The sequence below is a fragment of the Vibrio sp. MACH09 genome, assembly GCF_033238805.1.
In the GTDB taxonomy this organism is placed as follows: Bacteria; Pseudomonadota; Gammaproteobacteria; order Enterobacterales; family Vibrionaceae; genus Vibrio.
The window spans coordinates 1,264,726-1,290,303 of the sequence record NZ_BSFZ01000002.1 but is presented as its reverse complement, the minus strand read 5'-3'; the positions used below and the strand labels follow the sequence as shown (position 1 = coordinate 1,290,303).

Below are 25,578 nucleotides of genomic sequence, written 5' to 3'. Positions count from 1 at the left end.
CACTGACCTTATAATAAGAGATGAAGATATAAGCTATGCCGTTTTCCAAGCTATCCCTAAGCCAGCAACTTATTGATGCCCTGCCCGATCCAATTCGCACACCAACTGAGATTCAGGCCGCTGCCATTCCTGCGATACTCGATGAACAGGATGTGCTGGCAATAGCAAAGACTGGTAGCGGCAAAACATACGCTTACGGTTTGCCTCTGTTAGAACAGATAAAGCAGAGCACCTCTTCCTTTCTGTCACTTATTTTGGTTCCGACTCGCGAACTCGCCACACAAGTAAACGATGCACTCTGTTTAATCTCTAAAAACACCGATATCACGTCTGTTTGCATTTGTGGTGGGGTCGATAAAGAGCAGCAAATAGCTCAACTCGCTTCTGCGCCTGAAATCCTTGTGGCCACCCCTGGCCGCTTGATTGAACTATTCAACGCCAATGTCATTGATGCGAACAAGATAAGCAAATTGATTCTCGATGAAGCAGACCGAATGTTGGATATGGGGTTTTGGACAGACGTTCAAAAAATTATTGAACAACTTCCAAGCAAACGTCAAACCATCATGTTTTCTGCTACCTTCCCTGAACCGCTGGAAAACAAGGCTAAGACATTACTCAATGATCCGGTCTTAATTCAAGCGCAGACAACCACCAGCTCTGTAGAAGCCATTGAAGAGACTCTTTATTTAGTCAACAAAGGCAGTAAAACTAAAGCCCTTATAGCGTTAATTAAACAGCACAACTGGCAACAGGTATTGCTATTTATTGGCTCTAAAGATAACGCAGATGGACTTTGTAAGAAGTTGAATAAAGCGGGCCTATCTGCTGCTGCATTGCATGGAAACAAAGATCAAAGCGAAAGAGAAGCGACGCTCAATCTGTTCAAACAGCAAAAAGTGAATGTTCTTATCGCTACCGATCTGCTGGCTCGCGGTATCCATGTAGAAAGTTTACCGGTCGTCATCAACGTTGAGCTGCCATCAAATGCCGACGTATATGTGCACCGAATAGGCCGAACTGCAAGGGCGGGTAACAAAGGAACCGCAATTTCTCTCGTTTGTCATGGTGAAGCGGACTATTTAGCCGCAATAAGAAACACAACTCAGCGCGAGCTTCCGTTAAGTGAACTCAATGGTTTTCCTGTCACGGATAAGCCGTCTACTGGCGAAAATAAACGTGCTGCCAGAGATAAACAGGCCAATCGAAGAACCAATAATAAAAAAAGTATCAAACAGTTTCAGGGCAAAGCTAAGCGAAAATAAGTTGTCAAACGCAACGCTATAACGGCACAACGACAACGTCGATACCGAGTTCTTGCAACGAGTGGAGGTAGTTATCAGGAATACCGCTGTCAGTAATAAGCATGTCGATATCATCAAGAGTCGCGATAATACAAAAGCTTTTACGGTTAAACTTACTCGAATCACAAACGGCAATAACGGTTTTTGCCACCTGACACATGGTCCTATTCACTTGCGCTTCGCCTTTATGAGGCGTGGTAATGCCCATAGAAAGATCAAAACCGTCAACGCCCAAAAACAACTTATCAAATCGGTATTTGTTTAGTTGCTCTTCGGCATTTTCGCCGTGCAGAGAAAAGGCATTTTTACGTATAGTTCCACCTGTGACCATAACATCGATACTTTCGCTGCTTGCCAGATGGTAGGCGATATTAATGGCATTGGTCATAACAACCAGCGGCATATCTAAAGAGAGTTGATGGGCAATCTTTTCCGTAGTGGAACCAGAATCTAGGATAATGGTATCCCCTTGTTCAATATACTCCGCTGCTTTTTGTGCCAATTTTGTTTTAATATCCGCCTTTATTTTACCCTTCTCTTGCAACGAACGATCAAAAGCAAAGCTGTTATTTAAGGTTGCGCCACCATAGCAGCGCACCACACACCCTTGCTTTTCTAGCTGATTGAGATCATGACGAATAGTGACACTAGATACGCCGTAGCGTTTAACAAACTCTTCCACATCGCCGGAGCCATTTTGTTGTATTGAATCTAGTATCTCGCTGCGACGTTGCGCTGTTTTCATCATGGTGACAAGTCCGTAAATAACAGGTGGTTAATTGCATGGCTATTAGAGCCTGTTATTGCCCATATTTCAATGGGTCAACCACTAAAACATCGCCAGCGACTACACCTTTCCTTACCACATTCTGGTCACTTAACTGCACCAGTCTTGTCTGTAATAGCCCTTGATTCACCACTTTCACGTAATCGAGTTGCCCAACCTGATAGAGGGTATTGTTAGGCAGTGTTAACAGCTCTTGCTCGCCAATCATCACCGAGACTTTACCAAAACTGCCGGGATAGATAAGAGCATCACTATTGAGTGACAGTTTAATAATAAACGTTCTAGAGGTATTGTCCGCCGCCGGCGCAATTTCCACCACGTCTCCAACACCATGGATACCGTATGTAGGCAATTGATATTGCAACGAAGAACCTAAGGTGATCTCTTTAATTTGCGACTCAGAAATATCGGCTTGTAGTTGCAAAGTATCAGGGTTGTACATGCTAACTAGCTGCATACCCGGAGTAGCGGTATCACCTCGGTTGACGTTCTTTTGCGTGATCAAACCATCGAATGGTGCAGTGATCATACTAAAGCCAAAGGTGGTTTCTGCTTCAGAGACAGCAGCTTGTGATTGCTTAAAATTGGCTTGTGCGGTTTTTAACTCACTCTCCACTCGATCAAACTCTGCTTGAGAGAGCAGCTTCTTGTTTACCAGCTCAGATACTCTTTTGTACTCTTTTCGGGCGGCATTTAACCTTGCTTGTGCGGAGGAGAGAGCTTGTTCCGTTTGTTTCACTCGTGCGTCAAGATCATCACTGTCTAAACGCATAATGACATCACCTTGTTTAACCACATTGCCCACATCCACCAGCACTTCCGCGACTCGAGCGGTGATACGGGCTGACAGAATGGCCTTTTGATCCGCCACAATCGTTCCGGTAAATTCACGCTGTATCGGTTGTGCTTTCGCCTGCAGTTTTACCGTTTCCATCTCAGGATAATCAGATTGAGAGATCACTCTTTGCTGGGGCAGCTTCTCGGTAAAATAACCCGCCATGTACAGAAACAAACCACCTAATATTGCAAAAAGAACCGTACCTAATAGGGTTTTTGACGTATTCATTATTCTTCCTCCTTAAGCACGGGTAATCCGTGTCCTTGAGTATTTTGATAAGCAAGGTTGTATACCACTGGGATGACCAGCAAAGTAAAGACGGTGGATGCAGTGATACCAAAGATGATAGCCCACGCCAAACCGTTAAATATCGGGTCTAAAGTAATAACAATGTTCCCCAATAACGTAGTACCTGCGGTTAATAGAATTGGCCTCATCCGCACCGCGCCAGACTCAATTAATGCCTCACGCAGCGGTTTGCCTTCAGCAAGCGATTGATGAATAAACTCTATCAATACCAGTGAATTTCGCACCACAATCCCCGCCAACGCGATCATGCCTATCATAGCTGTCGCAGTAAACAGCGCAGGGTTCGGGTAACCGTTAATCTCATCCCCTAGCCCGTTAAGAATCCAAAATCCGGGCATGATACCTATAACGGTAAGAGGAATCGCCAGCATGATGATACCTGATACCGCAGGCAGACCTGTTTGTACTAGCATGACAATAAACACACCAAGTAGCGCAGCACCATACGCAATGCCTAGGTCAATAAACACGTCGACTGTGATCTTCCACTCGCCTTCGCCACTCCAAACGATATTAATATCGTTCGCCACGCTCCAGCTGTCTCCCGCACCGTTGTTTAGGTAACTTCTCTGTGCAACAGGCACTCTAGAGTCACTCTGCTCACCATTAAAATCGGCAATCACATCGGCCACAATCTCACCGGGAACACGCCCTACCGACTCGGCATAAACGTACACCACTGGTTTTAAGTTTTTGTGATAAATAGGTTGTTCAACAGGCTGTTTTACAAACTCACCAAGTTCCGACAATTGCACCAACGGTTGTGGCGCATCTATCAGAGCTCCGTGTACTTCCTGTTTAACAATACCCTGCTGACCACGAACATAGAGAGAAAGTAATTTATTGAGGTCATCTCTACTGGTTGCAGGCAGACGCACTTTTACTGGTAAGGGTTCAATCTCTCTTTCCGCTTGCAGATTAGCAAGCACAAAGCCTTGGTTCGCGGCTGAAATGGTCTGGTTAATATCGTATACAGAGACACCAGACAACGCGGCCTTCTCTCTATCAACAATAAATTGCCATGTTTGATAATCGCCCTGAATGGAGGTATCGACCTCAGAGACAAACTCCTCTCGACGTAACCTATCCGCCAGCTTCTCCGCCTCACTTTGCAGCGTTTGATACGGCGTGGTTTCCGCCCCGTAAACTTCCGCGGTTAATGTTGCGATAACTGGCGGCCCGGGTGGCACTTCAACTAACTGGATATCCGCTGAATGTTTAGCGGCAATCTGCTCTAGATCCGCCCGCAACCGAGTAACAATTTCATGAGATTGCTGATGGCGACGATCTTTTTCCGCCAATACAATCCTCAATTCCCCTTGATTCGGCAAACTTCGCATAAAGTAGTGACGTACCATTCCATTAAAGTCCATAGGCGAAGCCACAGCGGAGAACGCCGAGACAGAAACCACCTCAGGTACCGTCACCAAGTAGTCAGAGAAGTCTCTTAATACGTTAGAGGTTTCAACAAAACTGGTCTGCTCGGGCATATTTAGTACCAGTTGAAACTCATTTTTGTTGTCGTAAGGTAGCAGTTTTAGTGGCACTAGACGCATGGCAGGCAGCATGGCCGCTGCGACAAATAACACAGCAACAAGGCCTAGAAACAACCAACTATTTCTGCGGCTTTTTAAGATGGGTTGCAATAGCTTCTCATACCATCGATATAGCAGCGTCGTCTTGACGTCGTAATGTCCACTATTATTGGCTGCGCGTAGTATCTTCCTTGCTAACCAAGGCGTGATCATAAAGGCTACGATAGTACTAAATACCACACTGATAGGAACGTTAAACGCTAAGGGTGCCATATAAGGGCCCATCATTCCGGTAATAAAGAACATAGGCGTAAATACAATGACGATAGCAACGGTAGACATCAACAACGCACTTCGTATCTCCGCCATTGCTAACACTATCGCTTTGGTGCGGGTTAACTCTTTACGTTTTAGATAACGTTCAATATTGTCGATACTGGCAATGGGGTCATCAACGATCAAACCTAATGCCAGAATAAGCGCAAACAGAGTGACACGGTTAATGGAATAACCAAAGGCCAGATCCATACCAAGTGCAGCGCCGTAACTAATTGGAATGGCGATGCCCACAACCAAGGCACTGCGCCAGTTCAAAAACAGGCCAACAAATACCACCACAGTCAGGATAGAGATCCCCAAACTTGACACCAAGTTGGATACTTTATCGTCTGCTGTTTGGCCATAGTTACGAATAATACTTACACCAACCTCGTCTGGAAACTGGGTAAGTTGTAATTCATTGAGCTCTTGCAGCACATTGTCTGCTACTGCTACCGCATTCGATCCTTTCTGTTTCGCTACCGAGATAAACACTGCGGGATAAACATCGCTACTCTGTTCAGCGGCCGGGCCATACTGAAACCAGGTATCGTTTGAGGCTTCTTCCGGCCCATCGATAATTGACGCAACATCTTGCAGGTAAACTGGTTTGCCGTTAACAACATTAACCACCAAAGAGCCGAGCTCTTCTGCTTTGGTAAAAAATTGTCCCGACTCCAGCGCGTAAACATTTCCAGACTGATGGATTAAGCCCGAGTCCTGTTTGTGATGGCTAAGCTTAAAGGCGTTTTGTAAATCGTCTATGGTGGTTTTTCGGCTTGCCATCGCAGCACTATTTAGCGCTACTTCAACATTTCGAGACTGCCCGCCAATGACTTCTACCATATTGGTACTGTCCAGCGATTTAAGACGCTGAGTGGCTTGTGTGGCAATTCTTCTTAGTTCGTATCGATCGATTTGCTCAGGATTTTTTGAATAAAGCGCTGCGACGACAATCGGCACGTCATCAATTTCTATTGGCTTAACCGCCCAGCTTGTTACCGATGAAGGAATTCGATCCTGATTGGAATAGAGCTTGTTATAGAGTTTAACCAGCGCGTCTTCACGACCTTCGCCCACGTAATAACGAACAATCACTTGAGCTGCGCCTTTCATCGACGAGGAATAGACATATTCCACACCATCGATTTGGCTAACCAACTTTTCCAATGGCTCCGTTACTTGTTTTTCCACCTGTTTGGCACTGAGCCCCGGCGCATTAATTAATACATCCGCCATGGGAACCACGATTTGTGGATCTTCCTCTTTTGGCGTAAGCCATAGAGAGACTCCACCAACAACCAGCGCCATAATGATCAGGATTGGCGGGAAAAAACTGTTCATAACGCTATGAACGAATCCACCCTTAAACTCCTTGGTCATCTTGTTCTCCTTTTACTACTCGTCACATCGCGATAATCAGACATGGGTAATATTGTAAAATTACACAACTTAATGTTAGTTGTTGTTTAATAACTTTCGACTGGCAAAACGATGCCACTTGATGCACGTCAATTACTGATGCATCACAAGCCTTAATTGCTAGAAAAATATCTTGAATGCCGAGAGTATCGCAGCAAACTTAGCCGGCAATGACCTTAATAAAGCGGTCGCAGAATCATTGTTACTGTTTCACTCAGAAGCTGTTTCATGTAGAGAATTAGTTACATCGTAACCTTGCTCTCCACTGCCACTAAGTTGTCACAGAGCAGCGCAGTTAAATACAGTAAATTGAATGTAAGTTCTTAATTAATGCCGCAACACGTTCATCGGATAAGGAATAGAAAACCTGCTGAGACTCTTTTCTTATTTTGACCAACCCTTGCTTTCGCAGTACGGTTAAATGCTGAGAAAAAGCCGACTGGCTGAGTGATGAGTTCTCTTGAAGCTTGCCTGCCCCAACCTCTTCTTGCATCAACTGGCACAACACCATCAGTCTCTCAGGGTGCGCCATGGTTTTTAGTAGTTCAGAAACATAGGTCGCATTACTTTGCATTTTTTCAATGTTCATAACTGCATCGTCCATAACTGCCTCAACTTTTAAATTTATCTTAATTAGATTTTACTAATACATGTAATTTAGTCAACTCTTTATTAGTAAATTTTAATTATTTATCAAATTAATTAGACTTTGCTAAATTAGACATATATAGTTTACATGTTTTCTAGTTAAGGAGAAGAAAGATGACAGTTGAAAATGGTGTAAGAGTTTTGGCAGGAAGCATGATACTACTCTCAGTAATTTTAACCGCAACGGTACATGCTAACTTTGTTTGGCTAACGGTGTTTGTTGGGTTAAACCTATTACAAAGTGCATTTACCGGGTTTTGTCCCGCGGTATCGATACTGAAAAAAATGGGCATGAGTTCGTAAGTCATTATCGATACAGATAGACAATATAGACACTAAAAAAGCACGACAAGTATCAGGTTAACTGCCCCTGATCACTTGTCGGCTTTTTTAGGTTTTATAACGGAGTCCAGTATGACTAAGATTGTTATTGTAGGTGGAGTTGCCGGTGGCGCTTCCGCTGCTGCGCGTGCGCGTCGTTTAAGTGAAGACGCTGAGATCATCATGTTTGAAAGAGGCCCCTTCGTCTCATTTGCCAACTGTGGATTGCCTTACCATATTGGTGGAGATATCACAGAGCGAAGCAATTTATTACTGCAAACACCAGAAAGCTTCCTCAGCAGATTTAATGTTGATGTTCGCGTTATGAGCGAAGTGACTTGTATCGATAGAGAACAGAAACAGATCCGAATTAAAAACCAGCTGGACAATAGCGAGTACAGTGAAAGCTATGACTTTTTGCTGCTTAGCCCCGGTGCCGGTCCAATTGTTCCGCCAATCGCTGGAATTGATAACCCGCTTACCCACTCGCTGCGCAATATCCCTGACATGGATAAAATCATTAAAACCTTGCAGATGAACCGCCCAGAACACGCAACCGTGGTTGGTGGTGGCTTTATCGGTTTGGAAATGATGGAAGCCTTTCATCAATTGGGTATTAAAACAACGCTGTTAGAGTTGGCAGATCAAGTTATGACGCCGGTTGATCGCGAAATGGCAGGATTCGCACACGCCGAAATCAGAGAGAAAGGTGTTGACCTTAAACTCGGTGTCGCTTTGCAATCTGTGGAGTATATTCCCAGCGATCATGTCCCTGTACTCGAAAGCGGAGAAACAGACACCAAACAGCATATCGAAGGGCATTTAAGCCTGCAACTCAGCAATGGTGAATCACTGGATACAGAGATTCTTATTATGGCTATTGGCGTTCGTCCAGAGACCAAACTTGCCGCTGAGGCCGGATTACAAATTGGCGCATTGGGCGGCATTTATACCAATGAAAATTTACAAACCAGTGATCCTTCTATCTACGCGGTAGGCGATGCCATCGAAGAGGCAGATTTTGTCACTGGCCAGCCGACTTTAGTTCCACTGGCCGGTCCTGCAAACCGACAAGGCCGAATGGCTGCGGATAACATGCTTGGTAAAAACGACAGCTACCAAGGCACCCAAGGAACAGCGATCTGTAAAATATTCGATTTGGCGATTGCCTCCACAGGAAAGAATGAGAAATCGTTAAAAGCAGAAGGAACCGCATACGAAAAAGTGTATGTTCATACTGCCAGCCACGCCAGCTACTATCCGGGAGCAGAGTTGGTTTCGTTTAAGATGCTCTATTGTCCATACACCGGAAAAATACTTGGAGCGCAAGCAGCAGGTAAAGATGGCGTCGATAAACGTATCGATATTATGGCAGTAGCACAACGTGCCGGAATGACGGTAGATCAACTTCGTCACTTAGAGCTGACTTACGCACCACCTTTCGGCAGCGCAAAGGATGTCATAAACCAAGCGGCATTTGTGGCACAAAATATAAGAGTGGGCGATGCGAAAGCGATTCATTATGACCAAATGGATAGCCTGACCGACCAGCAGTTTTTGCTTGATGTACGTACACCGGGAGAACTTAAAGCGACTGGATTTATTGAAGGTGCGGTAAACATCCCTGTCGATGCCCTACGCCATCGTATGGATGAACTACCAAAAGATAAAGAGATCATTATCTACTGTGCGGTGGGTTTACGTGGCCACGTTGCCTACAGACAGTTGGTAAATAACGGCTTTCAAGCAAGAAACCTTATTGGTGGATACCGAACTTATATTTTGGCTAAAGCATAACAAGCGATCTGCACAATAACGCAAAAAAAGGAGCATTTAGGTGCTCCTTTTCTATGTTGGCATTAGTGCTTAGAACTCATGATGTGCGCATAACCGACAAGGAAAGCAGGTTCTTGGTACTGTTTTAAACCTGTCTCTTTAAAAGGTACCGCGAGTGGGTTCTTTTTCAAACCTTCTTTGGTTTCAGTTGCAGGAATGACTTCCACTGATAGATCGTCTATTAATTGGATAGCCGCTTCCAACTTAAAACCAACCGCACCACCAGCAAATTTCCCTTTTGTCTGACGTTGACGAATCACCACTTTGTTGATCTGGTAATCTTGCATCAATTTAGCAAAAGAAAACTGAAAGTCTCTCATATTTTGAGTGTCGTTTGCGTTGCCTATAGAAACCTTAGCTACTCGGCAGTCAAGAATGGTAAATACCCCATCAGACAGTTGGAGCAAACTTACAATTGCATCATTACCACTTATTTCAACACCACAAATTTTCATAACATTACCTTATCTTTGAGTAACCGAGGATTATACGATCCGTTACAGCGTAGTACCAGCATAAGAAATGGCTAAGTCCATTTTAGTTTAATGCCAGATATTCAAATATTTTTCGATATTTGTTCGTCTTTTTTTCCCTTGATTCGTCTTACTAGTGTAAACAAAGCCACCCTTAAAAAGAGAGAGAAAGATGTTAAAAGTAATAAGCTTTAAAATATGCCCATTTGTTCAACGTGTCACGGCTGCTCTTGAAGCCAAAAATCTTCCTTATCAAATTGAATACATAAACCTAAAAGACAAGCCACAATGGTTTCTCGAGATATCACCTAATGGCCAAGTACCTATTGTAACGACGGAAAATGGTACTGTTTTGTTTGAGTCTGATGCGATTATTGAATATATCGAAGATGAATATGGCCCATTAGAGCAAAGGGTTTCCAACGAACAACGCGCCATAGATAGAGCGTGGAGCTATTTTGGGTCAAAAAATTATCTGCCGCAGTGTGGAACAATGAGTAGCAAGGATAAAGACACTTTCCAACAGCGAGAAACGAAACTTAGAACAGTGTTTGAAAAAGTAGAGAAACAACTTACCAATGACTCAATGTTCTTTAAATCTGACGTAATAAGCAATGTTGATATTGCTTGGTTACCATTATTGCACCGTGCCGCTATCGTAAAACAACACACTGGTTTTGACTTTTTGTGTGGTTTGCCTAATGCTCAAACTTGGCAGCAAAATCTTCTAGATACAGGGCTAGCAGATAGGTCGGTTTCCTCAGATTTTATAGAAAAGTTTTCAGACTTTTATTTGACCAATACTTATCTTAAACAAGGGAAAGATGTTCAACCTTCCGCATGTGGTTCGAGCAACTGTTGCAACTAATTTTTTGACAAGCGCTCTAACGAGCGCTTTACCTATCTATCACCAATTTAAATTGAATATTGACGAGTAAGCGATTGTGAATGTAGAAAAAGTTTGGTCAGAATATCAGAACAGCCTTAAAGGCTTCCTGCACAACAACGTGTCTGATCCTGATGATATAGATGACCTTCTACAAGACATTCTGATTAAAACCTACCAGAATTTATCTAAAGTACATGACAGTAAAAAGGTCAAATCTTGGTTATTTCAAATCGCCAAAAACACCATTATTGACTTCAACCGTAAAAAGAACAAACAACCGGATATAACGGACAAGGAGCTTTGGTACCACGACAGCGAGCCTAAAGTTAATCAACAACTATCAATGTGCATTGTTCCATTTATTAATGAGTTAGCTAAAGAGGATGCGGAGTTATTAACCGCGATTGAAATAGAAGGCTTAAGTCAAAAACAGTACGCACAGAAATTAGGGATAAACTATTCAACACTGAAGTCTAGAGTACAAAAAAGTCGTGCCAAACTGTATGATTTATATAATGAATGTTGCACCTTCTCTATTGATAAACAAGGCAGTATCATCGATTACCAAAGCAAAAAAGACCGTTGTTCCGGTTGTTAATGGCTATTTATACATCCCGAAACTTCTCTCTTACTTCGATAAAATCGGATAAGTGTTGAAAGAATATATCGATAAGCTGTGGATCAAAATGTTTGCCTTTTTGAGCCGTCAATAATGCAAAAATATCTGAGTCTCCCCACGCTTTTTTATACACTCGATCACTACCTAAAGCGTCAAACACATCTGCCAACGCAATAATCCGGCCATATATATGAATTTGTTCGCCCTTTAATCCTGCTGGATAACCACTACCATCATATTTTTCATGATGTTGATGGGCAATCAATGCAGCCGCTTTTAATATCGGTCTATTTGATGATTTAAGCATTTGATAACCAATCTCAGCGTGAGTTTTCATTATTTCAAACTCTTCTTCATTAAGCTTTCCGGGTTTATTGAGTATGCTATCGGGAATCGCTACTTTACCAATATCATGCATTGGGCTTGCCTGCTTAACTATCTCTGCATCTTGCTCACTCAGGCCATAATGCACAGCCAGTAACTTAGAGTACTCTGCCACACGCTTAACATGATTACCGGTTTCTTTAGAACGCGTTTCGCCGATCGCTCCCATGGTAAATACCACTTCCCGCTGAGTCTCTTCTATTTCATGGCTTAAGCTCTCAACCTCTTTGTGGGCGGTGATGTCCTGTTCAATCGAATTGAAGCCGGTAATGTTATTATTAATGTCAAACTCTGGATGAATAACTTCGTAAACCCAATAATCTGTGCCGTTCTTTCTACGTTTTTTTATCTCCCCTGCCCACGCTTTACCACTATTAATGGTATTCCATATTTTCTCATAAAAGGAATTACTCGTATCGGGATGACGAGCTAGGTTATATTTTACCTTTAATAGCTCACTCTCTTTATAACCGGAGATCTCACACAAAGCGTTGCTAACATAGCGAATTTTACCTTTTTTATCTGATTCAGAGGCAATAACATTATTAGAATAGAGTTTTAATAGCTTATTTAATTTCTTTGTTCTTTCTCTTACCAGATATTTAAGTCGCCAACTAAATATAAATATCGTAATAATAACCGCCGCACTAATGGCGACAATAATGTAAACGATGCGATAATCCACTTCGGTTTTTACTTCTACCTTTACCCATGCATCATATATTTCACGTTTTTTATTTTCAGTAATATTGTTGAGCGCTTTATTCACTATCGAGACTAATGGGCGCATATCATTTTGTATCAACATATGATGTTGAAATTCAAACTCTGCAAAACCTGATATTTTAAGATTTGTAAACCGGCTATTGATGTTATAAATCGCCACAGAAATATGAGAAAGAAAAATATCGGCTTTTCCCGAACTCACTAACGCCATCGACTCTTCAATAGTATCCGTTAAAATCACCTGCAAATGCGGGTAATTTTGTTTCAAAAATTGGTGACTGGTAAAAGCCTTGGGTACTGTGACGACCTCTTCAGATAATGTTGCTAAGCTATCAACGTAGTCTGCATCGTCTCGGGTGACAATGGCGAGAGGAAACCGCAAAAATGATTGACTCATCATGCCTAAACTTTGTTCATAAATGGAGTTACCCGCTCCTGGAATGATGTAAACATCATTGTCTCTAAACTTTTTTAGTGTTTCAGGCCACGACATCGCTGGTACAAATTGAAAATTTATACCTGTGCTTAAACTGATTTCAGTTAGATAATCTGCCAGTATGCCAGAAAACTTGTCTCCTTTAACAATCGACAATGGTGCCCAAGGGCTTTCACTGAAATAAACAACGGGATGCTTTTCAATCCACTCTTTTTCACTTTCAGAGAGTAAAACTGTATTTTCCGCATAAGATAAAGGTATAAAAAACAGCCATATAAACAGAGTTAATGAAAAGAATTTATTTAAATATCGCTGTTTATGATCAAGCATAAAATATAATCGCCTCTTATACCAAATGAAACAATTGGCGTATCGCTTTAATGATTAAAACTCAACCACATTATTAACAATGAATATCAACTTCACTCGTAATGCACCACGACGAACGGCTGTTAAGCCTATGTCCGTCGATAAAATTATAGTCAAGCAAATTTAGTTAAACCAATTTGACTATATTATTTACGTAAATGCTATTAATATTTTTGTTAATTAAGGCGTTCGCCAACGACACGGCATAAAACGAGTCGATTAACTTGCAGGCCACTAAGAGTGGCTAAACTGTGTGACCAGTCGTTGCAAGCTTTCCAAACTACCCACAAGCTCTTTGGTTCTCCCTAAAGAACTATTAGATAAGTTTCTATTGGTGTCGTTTGCTTCCTTCATTCTAGAAACATGTTCTGTCATGGTTTGTGTTACTTGTACCTGCTCGACAATAGCCGTGGAGGTGTTGCCGCTTTGTGTACCAATACTCACTAACGCATCAACGATCGTTTGAAATGCTTCTTTACTCTGTTGCGATTTATCTACGCTATACACTGACGCTTCTATGCCTTTTTCCATAGTGGAACCCGCTTTGTTTACCGTCAGTTGTAGTGTTTCAATATTTGAGCGGATCTCTTCTATAGAAGACGTTGTCTTAGCAGATAAGGCTCTTACTTCATCCGCTACCACTGCAAACCCTCTACCGTGCTCTCCTGCTCTTGCTGCTTCAATTGCCGCATTCAGCGCCAACAAATTAGTTTGCTCAGCAATGCCCTGTATCATAGAAAGAATTGATTCAATACCATCCACGTCAGCATAAAGTTGGTTAATCGCCGTTTTAGAGTGCTCCAACTGCTCACTTAACGATTGAACATTAAGCACTGCATCATCAATGGTGTTCACCGCGACATCGGCCTGTTTTTGAGCATTTAACGCAAATTCAGAACTCTGCTTAGCCTGCTCCGCGACTTCATTAATGGATCCTAGCATTTGCTCCGCAGATGCCGCCATCGCATCAATTGCCACGTCCTGTTCGTTTAACTCTGAGTCTATTGCTTGGCTATTTGCAAACTCTTCCTTCGCAGCCACTAGTAAGCCATCTGAAGTCTCATTCGCTCTAGCGGTAACCGCTCTAAGCTCAGCTTTTTTCATCATCATCGCCAACTCAACTTTGGACACATCATCACAGTGTCCGGTGTATGGCTGTTCCATTAACGGATTATCATAGTGGCTCTCAGCTAATCGATTCACTGATGAAACACGGCTATTAAGCTTTAATATTGAGATGAATTGCGCGATACCAGTGACAAACAGTGCACCTGTAACTAAGTAATTGGATAAGAAACCTGAGGCTAACAAGGCAATAAACACTATCTGAGCAACCGATAAAGATAGGATAATTTTAAGCCACGGAATACGACGAATCGTAACATCGCCTTTTTTGAGACGCTGATAAAGTGCAGCTGCACGAGAGATCTGCTCATCACTTGGTTGAGTTCTGACAGACTGATATTCAAAGATTTTGCCATCTTTACCCATAATAGGAGTAACAAACGCCGAAACCCAATAGTGCCCACTGTTTTTGCACTTGTTTTTAACTATGCCCATCCAGCTATTGCCAGACTGGATATACTGCCAAAGCTGACCAAATGCCGCCTTGGGCATATCATCATGGCGAATAACGTTATGTGGTTTATCTAATAGTTCTTCTTGCTGATAACCTGCAATCTGGCAAAAATCTTCATTGCAATAGGTGATATGGCTATCGGCAGTAGTGGTTGAAATAAGGCTATCATTTTCAGAAAACTTGACTCTTTCATCCGTCATCGACATCTAACTCCTGTAAAAAAAGTTCGGCTTACACATGCGAGAAAACGACAATATAGATAACAAAATCAGGGTCGTTTCAATTTGTAGAATCGCATTAAAATAAGCAACTAGTATTACAATAGAACTAATTGATATCCTTATATATATACAAGTAACTTCTTTGTGACACTAGTCTCTAAGATTATGAGAACGCGCTCTTTATCCAGATATTTCATCCAACAATCAAAGCATTTTAACTCGCATAAGCTTTAAGTTGTCTCAGCACAGCATCGGCATCCTGATAATCTATACTCAGCTCGACTGTCTTCTGCTCTGTACGCAAAAATAGTGATGGAAAACTGTTGCCACCAATTGAGCGTGCAAAAGCAATCTCATCCAATAAAGATGCCTGAGTACTTTCGGCAAAAAAATCAGCGGCAAATTGGTCGCCATCTAACCCAATCTCCTCAGCGATAGCTAACAACACATCATCATCACTTGGGTTTCTTGCTTGTAAATAATAAGCCCGCTGAATGGCATTTTTCATTGCCTGCTCGGCTCCTTGAGAGCGAGCGCTGAGTATGGCTCGACATGCTGGATAGGTTGAACGACGAGGAGAGTTTGATGACCAAAAGTCGTAATTGAATTCGGTTCCAAGCAAGGTCTCTATTTTTTTCCAATACCCCGCTATTTGTTGCTGCATAGCAACAGGCATAACTTCATCGCTATCTGCCGCTAACCCGCCAACCACATACACAACATTATGGCTATCAGCGATGGCTTGCTGAATTTTCTGCCACACTGGCTTAAATCCCCAACACCATGAACACATAGGATCATAGACATAGTATAAAGTCTGTTTATTTGTCATTGCGTGGTCTCTCTCCATTCGATTCTCGTTAACCAAAACTTTACCTTAGTCCCCGTACTCTAGCGACAAGATCTTACATAACCATAGCTTAGATTGACTGATCATCCTATTACTGCTTTTACTATGTTGCTTATATTATGAACCGATTGCCAATCTCCATTTTAGTCCTAACTGCCAGCTTGATTATTGTGGTTAATATGGTTTTTTCTACATGGTCTGAACGCCACCCTTTTAGCCTAGCGAAACAGCGAATAGAAAGCCGTTTTTTTCCCGATCAGGCAGAGACCTCAAAAAACAATCAACAACTCAGCTCAGAAACAGAGCCTAAGGCTAAAGACGGTGCCAAAAACCTTACCAGAGACGTAAGAGAAGCATCGGAAATAACGAAAACATCAAGCTCTTCAACTGTGCCATCGAAAGAAGAGTTGGCGAATGAAGATCAAACAGACAAGCGCGAGATACAGGCTAAAAGTACATTGGCAGCACAAGCCGAACAGACAAAAAACCGGCGGCTCAGTACGTCATCAAAAAAGCTAAACGCCAACTGTTTGTTGGTCACTTTGCTACCATCGCCATAAACAGTGAATCCGAAACCCAACTGTCTTTAGCTAAAGCATGGAAAACATTTACAGCAAATAAACACCGCTTTGCCATCAACAATAAGATATCTGATGATATTTATCTTATCTACAGCGACTATTCGCAACACGCTAAGGGAACCATATCTCTATTTATTGGCCACAAAGTTAGCGAGTTTAATGATTTGGCTTCAGATTTTAAGCCACTGACCGTCCCTTCGCAGAGCTATGCATCATTCCAATTAAATGGCGATTTTTCTCATATTGCCCACGATGCTTGGCAGCAGTTGCCAAGCCTAAATCTCAATCGGTCCTACAATTATGATATGGAGATTTACCCTAGCAGTAGCACCATTGACCGTATCGGTAGCGCACAACTGCTCATCTCTATTCAACATAAGGAATTATAACTATGTTCCCAGCTGGCTGGACACATTTTGTCATCTCAGAAATATTTTTAGTCGCTTCCATTGTGCTTCTACAAATGAGCACCAAAGCGCCACCTAGTAGCTACTTAGGATTAGCTATGTGGCTCTGTTCTGTCATCGCTATTTGGATGCTCGGTCGCGCAATGGCTAACTTCGACTTAAGTAGCTTGTTCGCCCTCTGGCTCGGAATCGCCATTCCAGCGGTTGCCATCATCGCTATGGTGCTATTTAAGGAGCAAGTGACCATCTGGAGAACGCTCTCCATCGCAGTCACGACAGTGGGAATAGTAGGCATCTGTATAACCAGTACCAATCAATAAAGTACTTAGCAGCAATAGTACTTAACAACAATAGCAACTAGCAACAAAAGCAGTTAGCAACGACAACAGGCTCAGATTTCCTAAACTAAATACTGACGTCAGCGAATATTAACCAGTAATACCAACAATCCACATAAAACCGGGAGCAACAGAGAACTATGCAACGTCATCATGCAAACATAAGCCGATTTCTCGCCCAGTCGACCTTAGGGGCAGATCAGAAGTTAATCGAATCTGTATCCAAGTCGGGCATTGTTCAATGGTTGAATAATGAGCTCGACCGTCCACTATCTGAATTAGCCACTTATCAACGTGCTACCGAAGAGATTTGGACGCAGTTTAAAGCAGACTTAATTAAAAAACATGGCGAGTCAGCAATCAACGGTGATGGAAACAACCCTGCGCTTCCCTATAAGTGGTATTTTCACATGGCGTGGTGGCAAACTACACTGACAAGTGATCACAACTTACTGCGTCAACGTGTCGCGCTAGCACTTAGCGAAATTTTGGTCATTTCCGATAACTCGTCGTTAGAATTAGACGCGGTAGGAATGGCCAGTTACTACGACCTATTATATAAACACGCTTTCGGTAACTATACCGATCTCCTCTATGATGTCTCTCTGCATCCTTGCATGGGTGTTTACCTGTCGCATATGAACAATCAAAAAGCGCGGCCAGCAGCAGCGATTCATCCCGATGAGAACTACGCCCGAGAGATCATGCAGTTATTTTCTATCGGTTTGTACCAGTTAAATCAAGACGGCAGCCGTAAGCTAGACAGCAATAATCAACCCATCGCGACATACGATAATCAAGACATTAAACAACTGGCACGAGTTTTCACCGGTATTACAGCGGATAGCTATCAGTTTGAATGGAATAACTCATTTTGGAGCGACGAATTTAACGGCTATCAGGTAGGCTTCGACGATGGCATAGATAAAACCTATAAAACGGTTCCTTTTGTCGAGATGACAAAACCTATGGTAGTAGACGAAAACTATCATGACCAAGGTGCAAAAACATTGTTACAAGGGCACATTAAGATCAAAGCTAACCAGTTGGGAAAACAAGAGATTCGTCAGGTTGTTAACAAGCTGGTTTCTCATCCTAGCGCAGCACCATTTATAGCGCGAAAGTTAATTAATCAACTGGTTACCTCAAATCCTAGCGCCGAATATGTTGCCTCCGTAGCAAGTAAGTTTGGTGAAAAGGGCGATTTAAAAGCCGTTATCAAAGAGATCTTACTTTTTCCGTTAAACAACCCAGTGGGCAAAACACGTTTTCTCTCTGCTCGAAGAGAGAAACAGACTCAAGTGCAATCACAGAAACTGAAATCTCCGGTGCTGCGTATTACTCAGTTGCTTAGAGCATTAAATGTCGACAATCCCTCAAAACGTTTATGGTTAACTGGCGATGATATTCAGCACCAACTAAACCAGCACCCGTTGTCATCCCCTACGGTCTTTAACTTCTATAATGCTCATTTTACTCCACATGGCCCTATCGAAGAACTGGGCTTAGTTGCTCCAGAATTTGAGCTGCATAACTCTGCCACATCCATCGCCTATGTAAATTTAATGTATTACTGGTTTTTTGCCGACTACCTTCCGGTAGTCACTACAGAAATTAGTCAGCAACAAGGCATACTCAACGTTCCAGAGCTCGATATCGAAACCCTGCAGAAAAACAGCGAAAACCGACTAAAACTCGACTTGAGTAGCTATATAGAAATGGCAAAAGAGCAAGAGAAGCATGACCAATTAATTGAGACACTGAGTGTACTGTTGGTTGGCCAATCAAACATTGCTACAAAAGGCAAAATTAAGCAGGCCTTTGCCGCTTATGCCGACAAACCGGAATGGGTGGTACAAACCATTTTGTTTATGTTGTCAATTTCCGCTGAATTTACCGTGTTGGAGGCATAGTCATGGATAAAAACTCACTCTCTCGCCGCCGTTTTATCAAAGCAACATCGGCCGGTACGGCTCTGATGTTATCCGGTATCGCACCTAGCTATTCGGCTCCCAATAGCAGCGTAACAAACGAGACGAAAACGCCAAAACTGAAGCCGATAGCTAAACATAACAAAGCGTTGGTGTTCATCATGCTTGACGGGGGTAACGACAGTTTCAATATGCTGGTCCCACATAGCGCTAACGACTATGCCGATTACAAACAGACGCGCAGTAACCTAGCCTTAACCAAGCAACAACTTTTGCCACTTGATGGTTATAAAGACGCACAAGGTCGACAGTTTGCCGTACACCACGCTATGCCAGAAGTTAAAGCGTTGTTTGAAAATGGTACTTTAGCGTTTGTTGCCAATACCGGTCCATTAGTCGAACCGACAACCAAAGCCACCTTTAAAGCGAATCAAGTAGCATTGCCATTGGGACTAATGTCCCATGCGGATCAGTTTAAACATTGGCAATCTGGCATTGCAGATGCGAGAACCAACCGAGGATGGTTTGGTTACATAGCAGATACCATACAGAAAAATAAGGCTCTAAAGCAGGTGCCTATGGGAATATCGTTAGCAGGAAACAACATCATGCAAAACGGTATTGATGCTTCTTGCTACACAATTAACGACCAAGGTAGCGTTGGTTTAGTTGTCAACGAAACTCCTTCACCTTTAAACCAAGTATTGCTAGACAGTTTTGAATCCTCCCTCAACTGGGATTACAAAAATGATCCTTTTAAACAGAGCTACCTATCAATCACTAAACAGGCTCAAGCGCAGCATCAGCGATATAAAGATGCCACAAAAGAAGTTGAGATCACCACTTCGTTTTCCCAGCACATGCTTTCTCAGCAACTGCGCCAAGTCGCGACATCCATAAAAGCGGCGGATAAACTGGGCCACCAGCAACAGACATTTTTCTTACGCTATATCGGCTGGGATCACCACGATGAGCTGTTAAAAAACCATCACACAATGTTGCAAGTAGTCAGCCGTGCGTTAGGGGAGTTTCAGCAATCTCTCAAGGAGTTAGAGGTCGACCAAAACGTCATTACCTTTACGGGTTCAGATTTCGGACGAACTCTAACATCTAACGGTAATGGCACCGATCATGGTTGGGGTGGAAATACGTTAATCATGGGTGAAAAAGTGAATGGCGGCAAAATATACGGCGACTACCCATCACTCGTTCTTGGCGACAGAAACCCTCTAGATGTTGGAGATGGCGTTTTAATTCCAACCACGCCAATAGAGCAGATCTACGCCCAGCTGGCAACTTGGTTTGGAGTTAATAACTCGGACTTAAACTCACTGTTTCCAAACTTAAGCAACTTCTCATCCAGCTCAAAACAGCACAACCTTAATCAATTGATTAAACAGAGTTAAGATATTAACGATATGTTTTTGCATAGAAAGTGATTCAGAGAGTCAGTAAATATCAAAAAAGCCGCTTTTAAAAGCGGCTTTTCTTTGCGACAACACATTATGTGATGAAACCAAACGGATTCAACCAGTTTAACTGGTCTTTTCTGGTTTATTTAAGCATTGGTTTTTATGCTCTTCAATGAGCTCTAGTGCTGTTTTATCACAAGGCGGTAATTGAGCATCGCTAGTGTTAATTGGCGTAACTCGCTCACCCCACTTCAGTAATCCCGCACCCCAGGTTAATCCGGCACCAAATGCAGCAAGAAGTACATTATCGCCAGGTTTCACTCTGCCCTGCTCTAACGCTTCACAAATTGCGATTGGAACCGTTGCTGCAGACGTATTGCCATAGTGTTGAATATTTACAAACGCTTTAGATTGATCAATGCCAGCCAGATCTGCCAATGTCTGGATAATACGTAAGTTAGCTTGATGAGGAATCAGTATATCGATATCTTCTGTGGTGAGTTCTGCTCTCTTTAGAACACTTCTCGCAGCGGTTCCCATTCCTTTAACCGCGCGTTTAAATATGTCTCGGCCTTCAAAGTTAAAATCAAAATGACCATTATCCGCTGCAAAACGTTCCATACAGGTACCAAACTTAGGCACAGAAAGGATGTCGCGACCATCAGAGTCACAGCCAAGTTGCGCCTGTTGCAGACCGACTTTCTGCTCTGTTCTGCTTAATACTGCCGCTCCCGCACCGTCACCAAACAGTACCGCAGTATCGCGAGCTGACCAATCAATAAAGAAAGATAAATGCTCAGCACCAACCACCAGCGCATGTTTGTAACTTCCAGCTTGAATAAGCCTTGTTGCCGTTTCCAAACCATACACAAAGCCAGTACAAGCGGCATTCAAATCAAATGCAGCGGCTTTACTTGCTTGCAAATTCTGTTGCACTTTTGAAGCAATGTTCGGAATTAACGAGTCAGCAGAACAGGTCGCAATAATGATAATATCAAGGTCTTTAGCTTCAATACCGGCACATGCTATGGCATGTTTTGCGGCTATTGTCGCGAGATCGGATGTATCAACATGGCTAATACGACGATTTTCAATACCAGTACGAGTACGAATCCATTCATCGGACGTTTCCATAAAGGTACTCAAGTCATCGTTAGACAACGTCGCAGGAGGCAAACATTTGCCCCAGCCTGTTATCTCTGCAAAATAGTTACTCATCCCATTCCTCAACTGTAAAATTTATATTTATAAACATATTCTGTTCATGATTATATACTCAAATGACCTCAAGATGCAGGACTCAGAGCAACATCAACACGTTCAGTTCAAAAAAGATAATGGAAGGAATGGCATTCCCTTTCAAGATTATCTGACGCAGAAATGGGCATGTTGATGTAGCACCTTGAGGTCACTTGAGTATACGCTGATATAAGCATTCAGGTAAGAGCAGAAACGATTTTGCTCAGCCAGTTAGGTTCACCAGTATAAAAAACAAGCAACGTAGGGTCGATGTAACCAGCGGACTTGTTTTTGGCTACATTCGTTATTATATATGGGTATATGTAAACAGATTAACTACGCTTAGTCTCTCTCAGCGTCATTCACGCTACAAAAATAGGAACCAATAATGAGCCAATTTAACTCACGCTGTACTACTTGCAAAGGAATGAATCGCGTTCCTCTGCAACGAGTCTCTAGCCATGCGACTTGTGGTAAATGTAAAGCGGCACTGTTTGATGGAGTAGCGATTGAAGGAACGACTGATAATTTACCGTCATTACTTAAAAGTGAACTTCCCATCGTCATCGATTTTTGGGCGCCGTGGTGTAACCCTTGTGTGGGATTTGCACCAGTATTTAGCCAAGTGGCCGAAGAACGAAAAGGCGAAATGCGTTTTGTGAAAATTGATACCGAAGCTCAACAGCAACTGGCGGCACAATACCAAATTCGCAGCATTCCTACCGTGATGGTGTTTGTAAATGGCCAGCGTGTAGACTCAATTAATGGTGCACTACCTAAAAGTCAGTTTGATCAGTGGTTAAACCAATCATTAAATAAGTAGTTCCTGTCATTGAAAATGATGATATCAACTGGTGGTCGTTATCGGATTAATTGTCGGGGTGAGCCATTGGCTTAAATGTCATGTCTCGTTGAGCAACGCTTACCCCTTTAATCTGCGCGTACACTTTTTGCCCTTCTTGCAACGCCAGTTCGTCTAATGCCCAAGGCGTAATATTGGCCCACAAATAACTGTTTGTCTGTAACTCTAATTGCACAGAAACATTTTGCTTGCCATGACTATCATGTTGTTCAATTTTTTTAATGATCGCAGGAAGAATATTCCGAATCGACGTCGTTGTGGAATGCTGCAAGTTTATCGACACATCATTCGCTCGAATTTGTAGACGAATTTCGCTACCTATCTCCCCGTCGATTTTCTGCACCCACAAACCAATATGGTCATTCAGTGACACTTCAGATAAGGCATACTGTTTATGATGTCTGGTGACTCTCGCTTCAAACAGAGAACTCTGTTCAGAAAAAGCCTGCCATGGCCTTAATACACTTGATCCCCACAATTTCTCTAAACGATCACAGGCTAAAACCCGCCCTTCATCTAGCACTATCATTTGGTCAGCTAATCTTAATATCTCACTCAGGCTATGAGTGACATACAGTATTGGGATATTGACTTCCGTTGATAGCTTTTCCAGAAACGGCATCACCTCTTTTTTACGTGGCAAGTCTAAAGAGGCCAATGGCTCATCCATCAGCAGTATATCCGGAGTAGAAAGCAGAGCCCTTGCAATGGCAACCCGTTGCTTCTCACCGCCAGAGAGATCAACCGGATATCGTGACAACAGATGAGAAAGGTTCAGCAACTCAATAATGTGTCTAAAGTTGCTTTTATCTAACTCACCTTTCACACCATAGAGTAGATTCCCTTCCACGCTGTAGTGAGGAAACAGACGAGAGTCTTGAAAGACATAACCTAAATTGCGCTTTTCAATCGCTCTGTTAAGTCCTTTATCGCTATCAAATAACACCGTCTCATTTAGAACAATTTTTCCTGAATCGGGCGTAATCAGTCCGGAGATAGCATTAATGAAAGAGGTCTTGCCCGATCCAGAGCGACCAAAGATCGCAGTAATTCCAGAAGAAGGAATGGTCACATCCACGTTCAGTTTGATATCACCAAGTTGATGTTTAAGGCGAATTTCGATCATCTTGACTTACCATATCCTAATCTTTTTTGTGTTCTGCGAGTTAGCCACTCTGACGCAAATAGAGAGAGTAGAGCAACAATGATAGAGATAACACAGAGTCTCGCGGCACTCTCTTCTGCGCCAGGGGTTTCAATAAAAGTATACATAGCTAGAGGTAAAGTTTGGGTCTCTCCCGGGATATTGGACACAAAGCTAATTGTTGCACCAAACTCTCCTAAACTTCTGGCAAAAGACAACATCGTCCCCGTCACGATACCGGGCAATGTCAGTGGTAAGGTAATGGTATAAAACACCTTAAACGAAGAAGCGCCTAAAGTTCTTGCCGCTTGCTCTAACTTAACATCGACGCTTTCCAAACTGAGCCTAATTGCCCTTACCATTAAGGGTAACGCAACAACAGCGGAGGCTAGCGCCGCCCCTTTCCAGCTAAAACTAAACGAAATACCTAAGTAGTGAGACAAAAACCCGCCAATCACCCCCTGTTTTCCCATAACAACAAGCAGCAGATAGCCGATAACAACGGGAGGTAATACTAACGGTAAATGGATAAGGCTATCGAGCAGTTGCTTAGCAAAAAATTGCTTCTTAGCGAGCAACCAAGCAAAGAATATTCCGATAGGTAACAACCCGATCACTGCGGTAGTTGCTACTTTTAAACTTAAATAAAGTGCTTGTAGTTCAAACTCAGACACGGTGAACTCCAGCTCGATGAAAATATCTACTTCTAGTTAAAACCATAGTGATTAAAAATCTCTTTTGCTTCATCAGTTGTTATAAAGCTGGCAAACTCTGCCGCTTGAGAAGAATCGGATAATATTACCATTGGATACTCTATTGGAGTATGGCTGTCAGAAGGAAAGGTAGAGAGAATATCGACTTTTTTACTTATCAATGCATCCGTTTTATAGACGATACCAACCACGGCTTCCGCTCGCTCAACTAACGCAAGAGCAACCCGAACCGAATTAGTAGGCGCTGTTCTATCCTTAACGTCATCCCAAACGTCAAGATGGCTTAACGCCTGTTTAGCATAAATACCGGCAGGAACTGACTCTACTTGTCCAACCGCTAATCGGTCATTAGCAAGAAGTTCACGCCACGCCGCACCATCAGCTAATGAAAATGGCGACTGCGCCATGCTGGTTGGTGTGACCAATACCAGTTGATTATGCGCAATTACTTCGCTGCGATTATTTATCACCAAGTTTTTGCTTATTAAATAGTCGACCCATTTGCTGTTGGCCGAAATATAGATATCTGCGGGTGCCCCTTTTTCTATCTGTCTGGCCAGAGAAGACGAACCCGCATAGATAGCAACAACCTCGTTGCCTGTACTCTGTTTGTATCGCTGAATGACTTCACTCACCACATTAGTCATTGACGCAGCAGCATATACGCGAATTTTTTCTGCTGCAAAAAGTGAACAAGAGAGAGTTATCGCAAATGTAATGGTAAAGAAACGAATAATATAAGACATGATTTCAGTGCTACAACAATGGCTAATCCCGCAATATAACATGTATATCTGTTCAATAACTTAGGCAAGTTTCACGATTTTTATTGCGTTTGTTAAAGTTTACTCTCCGTTTGCTGAAGCTTTAACCACAAATTGTTATAACCACCTTTTATAAGCTTCCTATCTGGTCGCGACAAAATTCCGTCATTAAACAAATTTTAGTGCTATCTTTTGCTCCAATCTCACCTCGGTTCAAACTGAACATAGTGAGGTGAACACCTTTCACGAAGAGATTACTGTGCAGTTAACCTCCCTATCTTCGTTATCTATTAAAAAAGAAAGCATTAGAGCCGATCTTATGC

23 protein-coding genes are annotated in these 25,578 nt (G+C 42.6%); 11 read left to right on the top strand and 12 right to left on the bottom strand.

The window, feature by feature from the left end; all coding sequences use genetic code 11:
- Nucleotides 1-35 precede the first annotated feature (35 nt).
- Nucleotides 36-1,265: a DEAD/DEAH box helicase gene (locus tag CHJ_RS20875; protein ID WP_317918888.1), complete on the top strand. Its 1,230-nt coding sequence runs from the start codon at nt 36-38 to the stop codon at nt 1,263-1,265.
- A gap of 16 nt (nt 1,266-1,281) precedes the next feature.
- Here the strand turns inward: CHJ_RS20875 and agaR are convergent, their stop codons facing one another.
- The 4 genes from agaR to CHJ_RS20855 all read right to left on the bottom strand — a co-directional run bounded on the left by agaR (nt 1,282) and on the right by CHJ_RS20855 (nt 7,117).
- Nucleotides 1,282-2,049 (bottom strand): transcriptional repressor AgaR, encoded by a 768-nt coding sequence (agaR, locus tag CHJ_RS20870; RefSeq protein ID WP_171753631.1) that lies wholly within the window; start codon nt 2,047-2,049, stop codon nt 1,282-1,284.
- 55 nt (nt 2,050-2,104) lie between these two features.
- Nucleotides 2,105-3,157: an efflux RND transporter periplasmic adaptor subunit gene (locus tag CHJ_RS20865; protein WP_317918887.1), complete on the bottom strand. Its 1,053-nt coding sequence runs from the start codon at nt 3,155-3,157 to the stop codon at nt 2,105-2,107.
- Nucleotides 3,157-6,474 (bottom strand): efflux RND transporter permease subunit, encoded by a 3,318-nt coding sequence (locus CHJ_RS20860; RefSeq protein ID WP_317918886.1) that lies wholly within the window; start codon nt 6,472-6,474, stop codon nt 3,157-3,159. The genes CHJ_RS20865 and CHJ_RS20860 overlap by 1 nt, the downstream gene beginning before the upstream one ends.
- A 334-nt stretch (nt 6,475-6,808) precedes the next feature.
- Nucleotides 6,809-7,117, bottom strand: a complete 309-nt coding sequence (locus tag CHJ_RS20855) for an ArsR/SmtB family transcription factor (protein ID WP_317918885.1) — start codon at nt 7,115-7,117, stop codon at nt 6,809-6,811.
- 158 nt (nt 7,118-7,275) lie between these two features.
- Here CHJ_RS20855 and CHJ_RS20850 point away from each other — a divergent pair, with 158 nt between their 5' ends.
- Nucleotides 7,276-7,464 (top strand): DUF2892 domain-containing protein, encoded by a 189-nt coding sequence (locus CHJ_RS20850; protein WP_171753554.1) that lies wholly within the window; start codon nt 7,276-7,278, stop codon nt 7,462-7,464.
- A 111-nt stretch (nt 7,465-7,575) separates the two neighbouring features.
- Nucleotides 7,576-9,279, top strand: a complete 1,704-nt coding sequence (locus CHJ_RS20845) for an FAD-dependent oxidoreductase (protein ID WP_171753553.1) — start codon at nt 7,576-7,578, stop codon at nt 9,277-9,279.
- 62 nt (nt 9,280-9,341) lie between these two features.
- Here the strand turns inward: CHJ_RS20845 and CHJ_RS20840 are convergent, their stop codons facing one another.
- Nucleotides 9,342-9,773, bottom strand: a complete 432-nt coding sequence (locus tag CHJ_RS20840) for a DUF3010 family protein (protein WP_317918884.1) — start codon at nt 9,771-9,773, stop codon at nt 9,342-9,344.
- Nucleotides 9,774-9,963: 190 nt separating this feature from the next.
- Here CHJ_RS20840 and CHJ_RS20835 point away from each other — a divergent pair, with 190 nt between their 5' ends.
- Together CHJ_RS20835 and sigZ are read left to right on the top strand one after the other, a co-directional pair.
- Nucleotides 9,964-10,659 (top strand): glutathione S-transferase family protein, encoded by a 696-nt coding sequence (locus CHJ_RS20835; protein ID WP_317918883.1) that lies wholly within the window; start codon nt 9,964-9,966, stop codon nt 10,657-10,659.
- A 76-nt stretch (nt 10,660-10,735) separates the two neighbouring features.
- Entirely contained in the window at nt 10,736-11,278 is a 543-nt protein-coding gene (gene sigZ, locus CHJ_RS20830; RefSeq protein WP_317918882.1) for an RNA polymerase sigma factor SigZ, read from the top strand.
- Nucleotides 11,279-11,285: 7 nt separating this feature from the next.
- Here sigZ and CHJ_RS20825 read toward each other — a convergent pair whose 3' ends face one another.
- The 3 genes from CHJ_RS20825 to CHJ_RS20815 form a co-directional block, all read right to left on the bottom strand.
- Nucleotides 11,286-13,175 (bottom strand): HD domain-containing phosphohydrolase, encoded by a 1,890-nt coding sequence (locus tag CHJ_RS20825; RefSeq protein ID WP_317918881.1) that lies wholly within the window; start codon nt 13,173-13,175, stop codon nt 11,286-11,288.
- A 273-nt stretch (nt 13,176-13,448) separates the two neighbouring features.
- Complete coding sequence (locus tag CHJ_RS20820) at nt 13,449-14,999, bottom strand: PAS domain-containing methyl-accepting chemotaxis protein (protein WP_317918880.1); 1,551 nt, start codon at nt 14,997-14,999, stop codon at nt 13,449-13,451.
- Nucleotides 15,000-15,228: 229 nt separating this feature from the next.
- Nucleotides 15,229-15,846 carry a DsbA family protein gene (locus CHJ_RS20815; protein ID WP_317918879.1) on the bottom strand — a complete coding sequence of 206 codons (618 nt, stop codon included), beginning with the start codon at nt 15,844-15,846 and terminating at the stop codon, nt 15,229-15,231.
- A 137-nt stretch (nt 15,847-15,983) separates the two neighbouring features.
- Between CHJ_RS20815 and CHJ_RS20810 the strand changes: the two genes are divergently transcribed.
- From CHJ_RS20810 to CHJ_RS20790, 5 genes are all read left to right on the top strand, one after another.
- Entirely contained in the window at nt 15,984-16,424 is a 441-nt protein-coding gene (locus tag CHJ_RS20810) for a hypothetical protein (RefSeq protein WP_317918878.1), read from the top strand.
- The gene (locus CHJ_RS20805) at nt 16,322-16,834 is read left to right on the top strand and encodes a GyrI-like domain-containing protein (RefSeq protein ID WP_317919224.1); all 513 of its coding nucleotides are present in this window, start codon (nt 16,322-16,324) and stop codon (nt 16,832-16,834) included. The genes CHJ_RS20810 and CHJ_RS20805 overlap by 103 nt, the downstream gene beginning before the upstream one ends.
- Before the next feature lie 2 nt (nt 16,835-16,836).
- Complete coding sequence (locus CHJ_RS20800; RefSeq protein ID WP_171755162.1) at nt 16,837-17,172, top strand: SMR family transporter; 336 nt, start codon at nt 16,837-16,839, stop codon at nt 17,170-17,172.
- A 158-nt stretch (nt 17,173-17,330) separates the two neighbouring features.
- Nucleotides 17,331-19,103, top strand: coding sequence for a DUF1800 family protein (locus tag CHJ_RS20795; RefSeq protein ID WP_317918877.1), 1,773 nt, complete (start codon nt 17,331-17,333; stop codon nt 19,101-19,103).
- 2 nt (nt 19,104-19,105) lie between these two features.
- Nucleotides 19,106-20,527 carry a DUF1501 domain-containing protein gene (locus CHJ_RS20790; protein ID WP_317918876.1) on the top strand — a complete coding sequence of 474 codons (1,422 nt, stop codon included), beginning with the start codon at nt 19,106-19,108 and terminating at the stop codon, nt 20,525-20,527.
- Between the two features lie 129 nt (nt 20,528-20,656).
- Here CHJ_RS20790 and CHJ_RS20785 read toward each other — a convergent pair whose 3' ends face one another.
- Nucleotides 20,657-21,751, bottom strand: a complete 1,095-nt coding sequence (locus tag CHJ_RS20785; RefSeq protein ID WP_171755159.1) for a ketoacyl-ACP synthase III — start codon at nt 21,749-21,751, stop codon at nt 20,657-20,659.
- Nucleotides 21,752-22,160: 409 nt separating this feature from the next.
- On the opposite strand from CHJ_RS20785, the gene trxC reads away from it, so the two are divergent.
- The gene (gene trxC, locus CHJ_RS20780) at nt 22,161-22,595 is read left to right on the top strand and encodes a thioredoxin TrxC (RefSeq protein WP_317918875.1); all 435 of its coding nucleotides are present in this window, start codon (nt 22,161-22,163) and stop codon (nt 22,593-22,595) included.
- 46 nt (nt 22,596-22,641) lie between these two features.
- Here the strand turns inward: trxC and modC are convergent, their stop codons facing one another.
- From modC to modA, 3 genes are read right to left on the bottom strand one after another with little or no spacing between them, the layout of a single operon-like run.
- Nucleotides 22,642-23,760, bottom strand: coding sequence for a molybdenum ABC transporter ATP-binding protein ModC (modC, locus tag CHJ_RS20775; RefSeq protein ID WP_317918874.1), 1,119 nt, complete (start codon nt 23,758-23,760; stop codon nt 22,642-22,644).
- Nucleotides 23,757-24,452: a molybdate ABC transporter permease subunit gene (gene modB / locus CHJ_RS20770; RefSeq protein WP_317918873.1), complete on the bottom strand. Its 696-nt coding sequence runs from the start codon at nt 24,450-24,452 to the stop codon at nt 23,757-23,759. Before modB ends, modC begins: the two co-directional genes overlap by 4 nt.
- A gap of 32 nt (nt 24,453-24,484) precedes the next feature.
- Complete coding sequence (modA, locus tag CHJ_RS20765) at nt 24,485-25,237, bottom strand: molybdate ABC transporter substrate-binding protein (RefSeq protein WP_171755155.1); 753 nt, start codon at nt 25,235-25,237, stop codon at nt 24,485-24,487.
- Nucleotides 25,238-25,578 lie beyond the last annotated feature (341 nt).